Here is a 14746-nt window from a genome sequence, read left to right as displayed (position 1 = left end):
AGTTATAGGGTACACCAAGTGTTTATTTTATAGATAACGACTTTTTAAATGCTCTTTAAAGTAGTTCGCGTTCAGTGTTTCACCAGTCGCTTGTTTAACTAATTCATCAGTGGTTAGTAAACTGCCTTTACTCCAGATCTTCTCAGATAGCCAGTTAAAGATTGGCGACAAGTCACCGGAGCGAATAGCCCCATCAACATCAACAGTCTTCTTCATTGCTGTCATGAACTGAGCCGCATACATTGCCCCTAGTGTATAACTCGGGAAGTAACCGAATGCGCCTTGAGTCCAGTGAATGTCTTGTAAGCATCCATCTCTGTAGTTATTCACCGTGCATTTGCTATCGGTCCAGTGGATATCTTGCATACAGCCGTTAGTGAAGTTGCCTTGAGTGCTTAAACCAAGGTATGACTGCATCTTGGTATTCCATAGTTCTGGCACATCGGTGTGTTTGATCTTACCGTTGATCAAGTCACGTTCAATTTCGTAGCGCAAGATAACGTGTGCAGGGTAGGTAAGCTCATCAGCGTCAACACGGATGAAGTCTTTCTTCACGCGAGTGTAGATCTTCTGGAAGTTATCTTTCTCAAACTCTGAGCCTGAGAATTGCTGACCCGCCAAGTTTGCTAAGTGCCCAATGAATGGGTCGCTGCGGCCGACTTGCATCTCGAAGAACAAAGATTGAGATTCGTGGATGCCCATAGAGCGCGCTTCACCCGCTGGTTGGCCTGCTAGGTGCTTTGGTAAGCCTTGTTCGTAACGTGCGTGTCCTGTTTCATGCACAATACCCATTAAGCTTTGAACGAATTCCGCTTCGTCGTATCGGGTTGTGATGCGCACGTCTGAAGGTACGCCGCCACAGAATGGGTGAACACTTTCATCCAATCGGCCGTGTTCGAAGTCGAACTGAAGTAGCTTCATGACTTCTAAGCCAAGTGCTTTCTGTTTCTCGGTCGAATAGATCCCAGATGGCGCATTAAATTGCTCGCTCGACTGTTTTTCGATCACTTCGTCAATCAGGTTTGGTAGCCAAGTTTTAACGTCTGCAAACAAGGTATCAAGCGAAGCAGAGCTGGTGCCCGGTTCATAGATATCCAGCATCGCATCATAAGGCGTTAGGTTCGCTGCGTCGGCGCGGATCTGCGCTTCTTCACGAGATAGCTCAACCACTTCACGCCAGTTCTTTTCGAATCCAACCCAGTCGTTGTTACCACGTTGGCTTCGCCATGCATGTTCACATTTTGAACCCGCTAGAGATTTCGCTTCAACCAGTTTTTCTGGAAGTAGGTTAGCTTGTTGCCATTGGCGTTTAATTTCACGCAGAGACGATTGTTGCTCGCCATTTAGCGCTTCGTTTTCAGCGTCTGCAATCCAATCACCAAGTTGTGGTTGTGTCATCAACCCGTGAATATGAACCGAAAGCTCGGCCATCGCTTCACTACGAGCTTGGTTACCACCAGCAGGCATCATTGAAGCTTGGTCCCAACCACAAATAGAGGCTAGGTGTTGAAAGCGTGAACATTTTTGAGAGTGCTCGACTAGTTTTTTGAATGCGCTCATTTGACTACTCTTAATTTGGTTTCTTTAAATGATCCCTAGGACAGCGTCAGCTTTAAGGTTCATCTCTCATGTACTTTGATTATGGCTCTGCTTTTTAATGACGCTGACCTTCGGAGTTGAAGATATAGCGATAAAAGCATGAGGCAGTACGATGCCTAGAATTTACTATTTCTTAACAAATCAAACTGTTCCATTGTGCACAAAATCAGTGACTTGTATAGCAGATGGCAATTGTTGCTTGCGAATTGTTCAGATAAGCGGTATTGATGATAGATCGCTGAACAACAATGACAATAATATGGATATTTTGAACTTTGAGGCATTTCTAATTGCCATCACTATTTTAACGCTAACGCCGGGCTTAGATACGGCTTTGGTGATTCGCAACACTAGCCGCTCGGGCTTACCTGACGGTGTAATGACCAGCTTTGGTATTTGTAGCGGCCTTTATGTACACGCCTTTTTCTCTGCTGTGGGTATTTCTGCAATTCTTGCCCAGTCTGCTGAACTCTTTCAAGCCGTTAAGATGGTAGGTGCAGTTTACCTCATCTGGCTTGGCTTAAGCAGTTTACGAGCGTTGATGAAAAACGGTGGTGGTTTGAAGGTTGGTGAACAAGCTCAGCAAGCATACAGTGCAAAACGTTCTTTGCGTGAAGGCTTCTTGTCTAACGTTCTTAACCCCAAAACAGCGGTTTTCTATTTGGCCTTTTTACCTCAATTTGTAAACCCTGAAGGTTCGCCTTTATTGCAATCTATGTTGATGGCTTCGGTCCACTTTATGATTGCGATGGTGTGGCAATGCGGCTTGGCTGGGGCACTTAACTCCGCTAAAAACTTGCTCAAGAACGCGAGTTTTATGAAATGGATGGAAGGTGTGACGGGCATGGTGCTGGTGGGGCTGGGTGTTAAGCTTCTGATGGAAGAGCCAGTATAACTTGAATCGTTTTGGGTATAGGTTATTGAGAGTCGTCCTAAAGGCTTTACACAATTGAATTAAAAAGAAGAAAGCCCACGTCAGGTTTGTATATAAACACTGCCGTGGGCTTTTTTGTTACTGGTAAATCGTGTGTTAGATGTGAGCCACTGCGTTATTCAACAACGCTAATGTTCATCTCAGCACCTTCAAAACCTAAGTCACTCAACTCATCTGCATTAAAGTTGGTGGTAACTTCGATATCGCCAATACGCTCAGTGGTTTCGTTGACTGAATCAACGCTTCTTTTGCTTCGAACACTGTTAGTAATTGGTGTCGCTTGGCCAATCTCAATGGTGCCTGCAAATTGAGATTCAGCGTTGAAATCACCGGATACGTAGGAGTGGAATGGGCGTAAGCTTCCTCCAGTCGCGTACTGCATGCTTGATAAACCGGCTTCTTTGATAGCCCAGCCCCAGTCCCACCATTTCGTTTCGCCTGGAATGTATCGGTGATCCCATTGGTAGCGAATATCGGCTGATTCATTGCTGCTGCGGCCCATAGTGAAGGTGTGAACTTTGTAAGGGCGGTTGTCTGGATGGCTGTGCCATGCGTTACCACCCCAACGTAGGAAGCCGTTAAACTCAACATCGTAACTGATGTCGGCGTTGAATCGGTACGGATAAGAAATGGTTGAACGATACAACTCAACTCGAATCGGAAGCTCTGAATTCGCTGGAACCATAGGACGAGCTTGAAGTGTGACTTGCTCGCTCGTGGAGTTACCATTGGTTTCAGCGAAGCTCTGATTCGCTTCTAATTTAATCGTTAGCTTAGTCTCGCCAACCAAAGGCCATTTGAATGTATTCTCTGTTTGAACACTTTCGGAGAACCCGTAGCTATTCGTTTTCGACCAATTTGTAGACTCATCGACTTTTAGGTCGACAACGACTTGTTGCGCGATGTCGCTTCTGTTTCTCGCGGTTGCGTAAACCGTTTTAACCAGTTCACGATCGGACTCGACGACATCGCCGTGCCAAAAGTTATTGTCATTAACGGTGTAGGTGAAGTTGTCGACGGTGATTTTAGTCTTTTCGTTACAGCGATAACCATCACAAGAGCCACTGTTGTTGCCTTGTATTACCCAAGAGTCACCCGAGCGCTTAATCGTCATGTCCTCACCAACATACTGACTGTTGTTACCGCCAACCCATGCATAACCTAGGTTGTGAGCTAGATAGCTAAGAGGGCGTACAAAATCATTGCGGTTGTTCACTAAGTCATATTCAACGTCTATCTCGCTGCCTTCTGTGACGGCTTTAGCAGAGTAATTTGGTATTTCAGATTGGTCATTGTTCGGATAACAGAACGTCGACCCGCTATTTGATTGTTTAATTTCGCCATGATAACCCGGCCCCATGATTACCCAGTTTCCTTTTAACCCAGTAATCTGCCAAGTGCCCATACGAGCGACCAAAGCACTCTTCTGCTCTTCGGCTTCATAGCGGTCTAAAGGACGATAACCAGAGCGACATACATCTTCACCAAGTTGGTCAAACACTATTTGGTCCGGGTACACCTTTGCGTTTACACCGGTTGATAGAACAGACAACACTGCGGTTGCTAAGAGACTTCTGTTTATACTAATCATTAACAATTCCCTCGTTTGTAATTTTTCTATTTTGATAATGTTTTGTGTGCCGTGTAGTTAACAAGACAAGTTCACTTTTTCATGTTGATAAATAGATAGATACTGAAAAGGCTTGAATTAATTTACCCTTTTAATTCATCGGGTTGTATTGTTGAATGTGTTTATATGGTGAAAGTGTGTGCAACTTAAAGGAAATTATTTGATGGGGCTCAAACCGTTTTTAGAAAAATAGAGTGTTATAATTTTGGCTTAAACGTCAAAACGCTTTGATGTTATTTCGTTACGCTTGATGTGAATGGTTAAGTAGAAAGCTAGATATAACCATTCACAATGTTCGTAACTTTAAGGCGGTTATTTAACCATAAGGAGTCTAAATCTAGATTGGATATCTTGATGTGCGACCTTTTTAACATTGAAACACTTTAAGTCAGGATCAAGTCGTCATTGTATTACTGATAGATGAATAAAAATAACCATCCGTTTTCTATGTGTAATATCGACAAGGATCGTCATTTGATAATAAAGTAGCCGTTGCTGGTGGCCAAACTGTTCCTAATTATCGCTTAGCCAGAAGTTGTGTTCGGCCTGTATTACACGTTTTTATTATGGCAAATAAATCATTTGAACTTAAGATATCAATCTTTACCGTTAATGGGTCATTGTTGATTAAAAGATAAGGTGACAATAGGCTGTCATTCATTGTTTTATTTATTTTTTGTACAGAGACTAAGTCGATGGTGCCAGATATAGAAAAGAAAAATGATTGAGAAGGGTTAGCTTTTCCTTTGAATCTCAGGATAATCGGGTTAGGCATGTTGTCATCCTGGACTGACATAAGGTGCAGGACTTCGTTGTTACTTATTTTTGTTAATCCATCGGTACGTAATACATTGTCATCCACTATGAAGTCCACCACGCTATGTTGATAGCGATGCTCTTCTTTTGGTTGGGGCGAAGGGATATTCCATATACCAATTAATAAAGCGAATGCGGAAATGAGTGCAACGAATGGCATCATAGCTGGCCTCTCTCTAAGAATAGCGCCAGCTCGGTGCTGGCTTGATCCAATTGTGTTGACGTGTAAAAGATATTGACAGACTGGCGTGTTGCTTTGTTGAGTACGGAGAGTTCTGAATAGCCGGGCTCTTCGCTAACGTACGCCACACAATCACATTGATACTGATAGAGGATGCTTTCTAGCTCAGAAGTCATCGCCATTTCAGGATCTTGGAAAACTTGTACTTGACCAATCCACTGCTCGTTGAGTCGATTAACAGGGTTGATATCACTGAGGTTTCTCTCATTAACTTTAGCGAAAGCCAACAACGCAGATGCCAGCAGCAAACATCCAGTAGTGAAATAACACAGTCTATTTCGGTATGAGCCGACTTGATGATAAGCAGGTGTCGCCTGTTTAGATTCAGATTCATGGCTACTTGCAAGAGAGAGCGCAATACTGCTTTGACTTTGTGAACAGCGATTACCTAGTGAACTGGTATGACTTAGTGATATGTGGTCGCTCACTGGAGTGAGAGGTATAGTGGCTCCAATTTGTGGTTGCGATTCGATCAAGACACAACCATCGATAAGGCGGTAACCAACCTTTGGCACAGTCACGATTGGCGTCTCTTTGATACCGAGCTTAACGAATCCTTGGCGAAGCAAGCTGATACATTTCGCTAGTGACGTATCACCAATGAATTCGCTTCCCCATGCGAAACTAATAATATCTTGCTTGCGCACAATTTCGGGAGATTTTTTAAGTAATAACTCTAAAACGCGAGTCTCACGATATCCTATTTTAATAGAACGTTCGTCGTTATAAATACGGTTTTTAATTGGGTCAAATCTGATCATATAGCCAACATTTTATTTTTATTATAATTCTCTCAAGAGTGTAGATGACTATAAACTGACTCATATGTGAATTAAAGTTACATATTTTATTATGGTGTCTTTTTGTGTGGTTGGAACAAAATGTTTCTTATTCGTTTATGATAAAAATGACGCTATTTAGACACAACCTGTTAAATATAAGTAACATCTAATTAAGCGTTGGTTTTATTAGTGGCCTTTTTATTAGTCTTTGCATTATTTTAATTAGAACAGTCGCCGAATAAATATCTTATTATATTTGTGGGTATATAGGGCAAGTAATAATGTAGTCACTTTAAGTGTTGAATCAATAAAAAAGCCCGCATTTATTGCGGGCTTTGTATTCAATCAATTCAAGTTATGCTTTAACGGCTTCACAATCATTTGAAGAAGTTAAAGGTTTGAAGAATAGCTTTGTTTCTTCGATGACAACGTGGCGTAACAAGATAAGACCGATTAGGTTAGGAATAGCCATTAGGCCGTTCACGATATCCGCCATCAGCCAGATCATGTCGAGCTTTAGGAATGCACCAGAGGCAACCAACGCAATGAAGATGATTTTGTAAGGCAGTACGGCTTTGGTACCTAGTAAGAAAACAACACAGCGCTCACCATAGTAGTTCCAGCCTAAAATCGTTGTAAACGCAAAGAAGATTAAGCCAATCGAAACTAACATTGGACCTAGAGTATCGGCGTTTAAACCCACAGCGAATGCATGAGTGGTCATCGCTGCACCAGAGAGGTCGGTTTGCCAAGCACCCGTTAAGATAAGCGCCAAGCCTGTCATCGTACAGATGATGATGGTGTCAAAGAAGGTACCTGTCATCGAGATAAGGCCTTGCTTCACGCACGAGTCCGTTTTAGCCGCTGCTGCTGCCATAGGCGCACTACCTAGGCCTGATTCGTTCGAGAATACACCACGAGCGATACCTGATTGGATAGCAAGCATGATGCTTGCACCAAAGAAACCACCGGTTGCAGCGGTGTTGGTAAACGCAGAGGTAACCACAAGGGTAATGGCATTCAGTAGTTGGTCGGCATTTGAAACCAGCACGCTCAAACACGCGACGATGTACATAATTGCCATGGTTGGAACCACTTTTCCTGCCACCTTCGCGATAGATTGAATACCACCAAGGGTTACAACTGCCACCAATATAGTAAGAACGACAGCAGACATCTCACGAGAAGCACCAAACGAAATTTGAGTTGCGTCTAAGATAGCGTTGACTTGTGGGAAGGTACCAATACCGAAGCAGGCAACACCTAACGCGAAGACAGCGAACATTACCGCTAAGATTCGTGAGCCGACACCGTATTGCAGGTAGTACATTGGGCCGCCAACCATTTCGCCATTGCTATCGGTTCTACGGTATTTAACGGCAAGTAGACATTCTGCGTATTTGGTCGCCATACCAAATACAGCGGCAAGCCACATCCAGAATAGGGCACCAGGGCCACCAATCTTGATTGCGGTCGCTACACCTACGATATTACCTGTACCAATAGTTGCGGAAAGTGCTGTACACAAAGCGGCGAAACTCGATACGTCACCCGTACCGGACTTGTCTTTGGTGAACACCATTTTTAGTGCAGTTGGAAGGTGTCTAAACTGGAGTAAGCCTAAGCGAAAAGTAAAGTAGATCCCCGTTCCCACTAGCAGAATAAGCAGTGGTGGTCCCCAAACGAATTGGTTGATGGTTTGAAGTGTAGCTTGTAGATGGTTCATAGTTTCCCCTTAATAAATTAAAAATTTAAGGAGAAGAGGGAAGGCAGTGCAGATCACAGGGATCGATAGCACTACTTAATACATACGGATTTCTAGATAGAATTCTTTTGTTAATTAAGGCTGTTGCTTTCCACTCCTCTGTCCTTTTGCCTGAGAGTTTCACTTAGCGAATCACTTATAGATAAGTAACGGGCACTAAGCTTGCTCCTTCGGCGACCGCTTGCTACAAAAAAGTAGTACGGTTCTCTCCAGAGGTTCCTCCAACGACAGTCCTCACTTTTCTGGATTTCTCCAGCACAAAGCGCCTGAAAGATTTACTTCTTCGGCGGGTTTATCTAACTAAATGTTAATATTTAGTTAAAAACCACTCTCCTGCAGTCTTCATCGGAACAATTACCTAAATAATTAGGTAATCTGTAGGCGTATCCTAGATCATATGAAATGTGATGTCAGCTACAAAATATCTGTTTGCTCAAATGTTGTTCAACTAAATGATCAAACAACGAGTCTCTGACGTAACTTGCTTATTTAAATGGTATAAAATAGAGAAACAAGGAGGAGTTATGACTCGATTAATAGCGATTGTTTTTTTATTGGCTTTGGCATTTGTGCTGTTTCGTTACCGGACAAACGAAAAACTGCAAAAATGGGTAGTGATTGTTATCGTTAGCAGCTTCCTTTTGTATACTGCCAGCCTGATGATTTCGGAGTTAACTCGTTAAATCTGTCTGTGAGCAGATAGGATAAACGTGTTAGCAAAGCTCAAGTGCTTCTGGCTTGGGCAATAAGTTTAACTGAGCTTAAAGTATCAGTATCAGTATCAGTATCAGTATCAGTATCAGTATCAGTGACCGTGTAACGTTAAACAAATTTTTGGGAGTACCCGCTAGTGAACCAGCAATCTGGACAAAGCGAACAAGATGAAGTGGTTGTTATTGAAGAACGCGATAAGCGCAGTCAGCTTTATATCGGCATTGCTGCGGTTATAGGTTTGGCGTTAGGTGGCTTGATCGGTTCTACAATCACGGCTTCGAAGTGGGAGTCCACTTATCAGGTACTCGAAACTCGTTATCAAGAACTGCACGACAGCAAAACACAGTTGATGACATCCGTTGAAACTAAAGTGGCAAAAGTCGATACCGAAATCGATGCAAAAGTAGAAGCCGCTCTAGTAAAACAAACAGAAGAACATCAAAAAGAGCTCCAAGATCTAGCGAAGCAGTCTTCGGTTTTAGAGAAAGCGAACTACTCGTTAGAGCAGCAGCTAAACGAACAGAAGCAAACGTTAGAGCAAACTCAGCAAGACAACCAGAAACTTAATCGTCAGGCTGACATGCAATCGACCTTGTTTGAGCGTTCGCGTGAAGTTTTCCGAAAAGAATTACAGATCTCTCAAGAACTTGAAAAGCTTGAGAAAGAAAAAAATGAACTTGAACAGAACCTTGGTTCTCTAAAGAAAGCGTGCGACGTTTTCTTAGATGGCACATCATGGGATGCTAAATCTGACGCGTGTGAGAAGCAGGATAACGCGAACTCTCGCCTGAGTGATATCAGACAAATGATTGAAGTCCACACCATGGATCTTAAGCAGATCAAAACGCTCACTGAAGAGATGGGTCTATAAGCCACAGGCTTTAATCAACCCAAAGATAGTTTGCAGTAAATATTGAAACGCCCACATCACACACGTGATGTGGGCGTTTTGCGTTTTCTCGGGAGCATAGATCCGGTGCTTTCTCATTATTGATTATTTGAGTGTTTTCATTGTTTGCTTAGATATTTGTGACTAGTTACGTATATCCATAATGATATGTTACTTGTTGTCTATTAAATGACTTTGCATACATATTTTCAGATCAGAGTCGCTGCATAATAGTGTTGTTCAGGATGAACACGCAGTCGAATGCTAGCTCGCATTTGGCTGCTTTGAGGACAAGGGATGAAGTGATGCCAGAGTATCTTTGTGAGAACTGCACCATAGCTTATTGTTTCGATGATTGTTGTTCGCCATTAGCGCAAAAAGATATGATCGAAGTAGAAGAATTAGTTCGTCGTTTCGACGTTGAACACGATGATGAAAAGAGTGAAAAGAGTGAAAAGAGTGAAAAGAGTGAAAAGAGTGAAAAGAGCGAGCAAGGCATTGAGGATAGTAACTAGCCCAACCATTCAGACATAAAAAATCCCCACAAGCAAAGCTAGTAGGGATTTGGATAAGTTGCAGTCCTGTTCTCGCTTTCTCAAGCAAAGGGTCTTACAAAAATTTTTAGAACAGTCTCGTTTATTAGAACTGTATCGTTATGAGACCTAAATTAGTTATTAGATCAACATCATTCCACTAAACGTTATTTATCGTAAGTTTTGATTTCACCTGATTTCACACGAGCAACAAATGATTGCAGTTCTTTCTTCACAACAGGCATTAGGAAGTACAGACCAAGAATGTTGAAGATAGACATCGCAAAGATAGCCGCATCAGAGAAGTCGATTACCGCGCCAAACTGAATCGTCGCACCAATAACAACAAACACACAGAACATCACTTTAAAAATCAGTTCCGTTGTTTTGCCTTCACCAAATAGGTAAGTCCAAGCCTTAAGACCGTAGTACGACCAAGAAATCATCGTAGAGAACGCAAACATGATTACCGCGAGAGCAAGTGTGTATTTAAATACTTCTGCCGTTTCAGTAAACGATGCAGCAGTAAGCGTTACACCCGTTAAACCTGTTCCATCATATGGACCTACGTTTAAGCCAGCGATAGTGATGACCAATGCCGTCATTGTACAAATGATTACCGTATCAACGAATGGTTCTAGTAGTGATACAAGACCTTCAGTGATTGGTTCTTTTGTTTTTACTGCTGAGTGAGCAATTGCTGCTGAACCTACACCTGCTTCGTTTGAGAATGTTGCACGTTTTAGACCTTGAATTAGGGCTCCAATGAATCCACCAACCACACCTTCACCGGTAAATGCACCTGTAAAGATTGCGCTGAACGCAGGGCCAACTTGATCAAGATTAGAACCGATAACAATCAGAGCCATACCGATATACAGAGCAGCCATCCAAGGAACAACTTTTTCTGTTACAGACGCAATAGAAGGCATACCGCCAACGATAACGGAAAACACTAAGGTAGCGAGTACAAGCCCTGTGATGACACCGTATTCACTTGGTACATCGAATGCGTAAGTTAACATGGCATGTGCTTGGTTAGCTTGGAACATGTTACCGCCGCCCAACGCACCTAAAATACACATTAATGCAAAACCAATTGCAAGGGCTTTACCTAGTCCACCTAGTCCTCTTTCGCTCAGACCTTGGCTTAGGTAGTACATTGGACCACCCGAAACGACACCTGAAGGTAAGATAGTTCGGTATTTTACACCTAAAGTACACTCACAGAATTTAGACGCCATACCCAGAAGACCACACAAGATCATCCAGAATGTCGCACCAGGGCCACCAATTGCAAGTGCAGCACCAACCCCGGCAATATTACCAAGTCCGACAGTACCAGAAAGCGCAGTTGTTAACGCTTGAAAGTGAGAAACTTCGCCATCCTCTTTGGAGTTAGGGTCGGTATACTTTCCTTTGATAATGTCTATGGCCATGCCAACACGTTTAAATTGAACAAAGCCAAAATAAACAGTAAAGATAATCGCGGCGAGCAATAGCCAGCCAACAATGATTGGGAAGTTTGCTTCACCAAGTGGAACACTTTTAAATATTAATCCAACGAACCAACCTGTGTAGTCATTGAAAAAACCATCAACACTTTGGCTCAAGTTACTGATACTTTGACTAAATGATCCTTCTTCTGCAAATGCACTGGAACTAAACAATAATATAAACCCAAAAAATAATTCACGTAAGTTTTTCATGGTTTTCCCTGTCTTTTTATTAAATTATGTTTGCTGCTGTTGTGTTTGTTTTTTATTTGATTTTTTACATTTCAGTGATTTATCTACTTCATTCGACGGCAACATAAACGGCTGTAGCTAGGTCGAAAAACGAAATAAATATAAGTACTGATCTTGCTTTGTATGGATATCCTTTTGGTATGTGAACCAATAAGACTATGGTATTCGGCCTACCAAGCCCTACTGATAATCCTATACATAAAAATAATACCCTCAAAGAAATTTTTACAATAAATTTACAATTGTTCGGGTTTTGTCATTGTTTTGGAATAAGTCGATGCTTTTTAGGTTGCAAAAGGCATATGCAGTAGCGGTTATAGCGACGGGTTAAGGTGAAGTATAGTGCGGGATCACAGGGAAGTCGGCGAGTTTGAATATTCGATATGTGCTTGTGAAGTGTTTAAACAATTGATAGCTGAAGATGGAATCAGGCCTGAGGGCATTAAAAAGGCCCTTTATCAGAGCCTTTTTAATGGGTTACGATGAGCATGAGCATGAGCATGAGCATGAGCATGAGCATGAACATGAGGCTGAGCGTTTAGAGACTAGAGTTAAACCGAGCCAGTGATACGTTTACTCGACTTGTGGTAAAGCTTAAGTGCTAATAACGAACCCCATAAAGCGACTTGTCCCCATAGCAATGTCCATTGAGACGCCACTTCTTGCCAAGATGCACCCATCTGATTAAGCGCTAAGAAACCTTGGATAGCTGGTGTGCTTGGGAATAACTGTGACAGCAGTACTAACCATTCAGGCATCATTTCAACAGGCCAGATAAAACCTGAAGAGAAAATCAGCGGCATTGAACTGATTAACACCACAACCGTGACTAACTCTCTTCTTGGCACTAGCTCACCAATAAAAATCCCGATCAAACAACTGGCCATTAAGAAGGGCAGCAGTAAGGTCAAAATTTGTGTCGTTGAGGCGAGCAAATTTATTCCATACATCGAAAAGCTCGCGCCGAAGTAGTACATCGACAACAAGTAATAAATGCCGACCAAGGTACAACAGCGAGCAAGCATCAGTTTTACTGGAGAGGTCTTACTCCAATAGCCAAACGTAGATTGAGCGTTTTGGGTTGCCCCAACTAAACCAGAAGCCATGGCTAAGGTTTGTTGCAGGATCAACACAAAGACGGCTGGAACTACGTAATCGATGTATCCCATGCGGCTATTGAACGTTGGTTTTAGGTTCAGGCTAAACGCGCTGTAGCCTTTGGCTGCGGATTCTAAAGGCACTCCTTCGACTAACAAGTGACTGACCTTAACTTGCGCAGCTAACGTGCCACCTGCCTTGGCAAGCCCTTCAACAATGGTTCCGTACACTAAGAAGTAAGAAGCATCGCCGGCGTAAGAAAGCGTCGGGCTCTTACCTAGGAGCAAGTCTTTATAGAAGTTCTCTGGGATGACGAGGAACCCACCGATCTCTTGGTTAAGTACGGCTTGTTTTGCATCAGCGATGCTGGAGTCTCGACGTACCAACTCGATTTGAGAAGTGGCATCCACCATTCGTTCTAATTGGTAGCTGCTTTGACTCTTGTCCAAGTTTACTACCGAAGCTTTAAGCTGTTGAGGAACTTGGTGCGCGTAAGGCAATGGATACAAGAATGAATAGAAGACCACACCACCAAATACCGTAAGAAGTACAACAGGGTTACGCAATACCGCTAAGAGTTCTTGCTTGAGCAGTTGAGTAAAGCTCATCGTTTTACTCCTTGTGGTGCTGATTGTTCAGATTTCTCTTGCTGTGTTGAAGGTGTTGAAGGTGTTGAAGGTGTTGAAGGTGTTGAAGGTGTAGACGGCGTCGCTTTTGCAGATAGAGCAGCTTGGGCTGTTAGCTCCGTTTGTGCAGACAGAGCCGATTGCGCCAAGTGTTTCTTAATCAACAACATCACCACGAAAGCAGGAATCGCATACCACAACATCGAGGAGAGGCTGATAAGCGACTGTGCCGCGCTCGCGCCATAACTTGATTGTGCTGTTTGTACTTCGATGTAGTGACTCACGGGCAATAAGCTTCTCCAGATTTGCGCTGCCGTGTTCATGTCTGTCACCGGAAAGGTAATGCCCATGAATGCAAAACTTGGTGCCGTAAAGGCGCCAGCGAAACTCATCGCCCTTGCGGGATCAAGTGTTAAGAAGAAAAACAAACAACCCATGATGATACAGCTGATGACGGTAAGCAGCTGGGCGACAGTCAATGCCACAAAGCTGCCGTTAAATGGCCAGTCTAAGAGCACATAAAACCAAAAGCTAAACGCGATACCAAACATCAAAAACAAGACAAGGTAGGGCGCTAGTGTTGATGTTAGTGATTTCATCGGGGCGTTGGATAACCAAGCATGAAGACCACGAGCTCTAACGTTCGCCGTCAAAACCAATATCGTGCCCACCACAATCATGATCTGCCACAGTGCAGGAATAACCGCAGACACCAAGAACTGAGCATAACTGGTGTTCTTGTTGAACAGTGGCGTGATCTGGCTTTGCACTGTTACTGCTTGGCCTAATGCGGATTGCACCGTGGTATCACCGTGTGATAACTGCTTAACGACCTCAAGTTGCGCGTTAAAAGTCCCCTGAGCCTGCAACAACGCGGAATTCACTAGCTTACCGATTAAGATAAATTGGCTGTTGTAGAACACAGACACTTGCGGATTCAATCCGAGCAGAAGGTCTCGGTCAAAATACCTTGGTATCACAACATAACCGTAGATATCGCGTTCAATCATCGCTTTCGCCGCTTCACTCGCAGAGCTGTATTTCTGAGTAACTCGCAGCGTTGGTGACGCATCAACAAGGCGTGTGAACTGCTGCGAAATTTGGCTGTGTTCCAAGTCAACAACCGCAACCGGTAAGTCACGAGCGATCCCTTGCGAAAAAATCAGCCAAATACTGGCAGCAAGAAGCAAAGGTATCCAAGTTAGGCAAGACAACAACCATTTGTCTTTGCGGACAATCGCCCACTGCCTAAGCAAGGTATTCTTCGCTCTATGATGCTCAGTTGATTGCGAGGCTGTAGATTGCGAGCCTTTAGATTGTGAGCTTTTAGATTGCGAACCTGTAGATCGAAAGTTAGCAGACATACGTCAC

The 14746-nt window shown here is 43.2% G+C and carries 12 protein-coding genes and 1 riboswitch; of the genes, 4 read left to right on the top strand and 8 right to left on the bottom strand.

Going from position 1 to position 14746, the window contains the following annotated elements; translation table 11 throughout:
* Positions 1–27: 27 nt before the first annotated feature.
* Positions 28–1560, bottom strand: a complete 1533-nt coding sequence (locus tag OCU90_RS09860) for a carboxypeptidase M32 (RefSeq protein ID WP_061025461.1) — start codon at positions 1558–1560, stop codon at positions 28–30.
* Positions 1561–1858: 298 nt separating this feature from the next.
* On the opposite strand from OCU90_RS09860, the gene OCU90_RS09855 reads away from it, so the two are divergent.
* Complete coding sequence (locus OCU90_RS09855) at positions 1859–2494, top strand: LysE family translocator (protein WP_061025463.1); 636 nt, start codon at positions 1859–1861, stop codon at positions 2492–2494.
* Between the two features lie 154 nt (positions 2495–2648).
* Here the strand turns inward: OCU90_RS09855 and OCU90_RS09850 are convergent, their stop codons facing one another.
* The 4 genes from OCU90_RS09850 to OCU90_RS09835 form a co-directional block, all read right to left on the bottom strand.
* Positions 2649–4124: an aerolysin family beta-barrel pore-forming toxin gene (locus OCU90_RS09850; protein ID WP_061025465.1), complete on the bottom strand. Its 1476-nt coding sequence runs from the start codon at positions 4122–4124 to the stop codon at positions 2649–2651.
* A 556-nt stretch (positions 4125–4680) separates the two neighbouring features.
* Entirely contained in the window at positions 4681–5142 is a 462-nt protein-coding gene (locus OCU90_RS09845; protein WP_061025467.1) for a hypothetical protein, read from the bottom strand.
* Positions 5139–5981: a winged helix-turn-helix domain-containing protein gene (locus OCU90_RS09840; RefSeq protein WP_061025468.1), complete on the bottom strand. Its 843-nt coding sequence runs from the start codon at positions 5979–5981 to the stop codon at positions 5139–5141. The genes OCU90_RS09845 and OCU90_RS09840 overlap by 4 nt, the downstream gene beginning before the upstream one ends.
* Positions 5982–6357: 376 nt before the next feature.
* A complete protein-coding gene (locus OCU90_RS09835) occupies positions 6358–7728 on the bottom strand; it encodes an alanine/glycine:cation symporter family protein (protein ID WP_061025471.1) in 1371 nt (456 codons plus the stop codon).
* Between the two features lie 128 nt (positions 7729–7856).
* Positions 7857–7990, bottom strand: a riboswitch (glycine riboswitch).
* A gap of 301 nt (positions 7991–8291) precedes the next feature.
* Here OCU90_RS09835 and OCU90_RS09830 point away from each other — a divergent pair.
* From OCU90_RS09830 to OCU90_RS09820, 3 genes are all read left to right on the top strand, one after another.
* Positions 8292–8450, top strand: coding sequence for a hypothetical protein (locus OCU90_RS09830; RefSeq protein WP_004733573.1), 159 nt, complete (start codon positions 8292–8294; stop codon positions 8448–8450).
* 167 nt (positions 8451–8617) lie between these two features.
* Positions 8618–9352: a chromosome segregation ATPase gene (locus OCU90_RS09825; RefSeq protein WP_004733574.1), complete on the top strand. Its 735-nt coding sequence runs from the start codon at positions 8618–8620 to the stop codon at positions 9350–9352.
* Between the two features lie 323 nt (positions 9353–9675).
* A complete protein-coding gene (locus tag OCU90_RS09820) occupies positions 9676–9885 on the top strand; it encodes a hypothetical protein (protein ID WP_061025472.1) in 210 nt (69 codons plus the stop codon).
* A 185-nt stretch (positions 9886–10070) separates the two neighbouring features.
* On the opposite strand, the gene OCU90_RS09815 is transcribed toward OCU90_RS09820, so the two are convergent.
* The 3 genes from OCU90_RS09815 to OCU90_RS09805 form a co-directional block, all read right to left on the bottom strand.
* A complete protein-coding gene (locus OCU90_RS09815; protein WP_004733576.1) occupies positions 10071–11612 on the bottom strand; it encodes an alanine/glycine:cation symporter family protein in 1542 nt (513 codons plus the stop codon).
* Between the two features lie 590 nt (positions 11613–12202).
* Positions 12203–13357 (bottom strand): ABC transporter permease, encoded by a 1155-nt coding sequence (locus OCU90_RS09810; protein ID WP_061025474.1) that lies wholly within the window; start codon positions 13355–13357, stop codon positions 12203–12205.
* Positions 13354–14739 (bottom strand): ABC transporter permease, encoded by a 1386-nt coding sequence (locus OCU90_RS09805; RefSeq protein ID WP_061025476.1) that lies wholly within the window; start codon positions 14737–14739, stop codon positions 13354–13356. Before OCU90_RS09805 ends, OCU90_RS09810 begins: the two co-directional genes overlap by 4 nt.
* Positions 14740–14746: the final 7 nt, after the last annotated feature.

Source organism: Vibrio splendidus (assembly GCF_024347615.1).
GTDB lineage: Bacteria > Pseudomonadota > Gammaproteobacteria > Enterobacterales > Vibrionaceae > Vibrio > Vibrio splendidus.
This window is presented reverse-complemented; position numbering and strand designations above follow the sequence as displayed.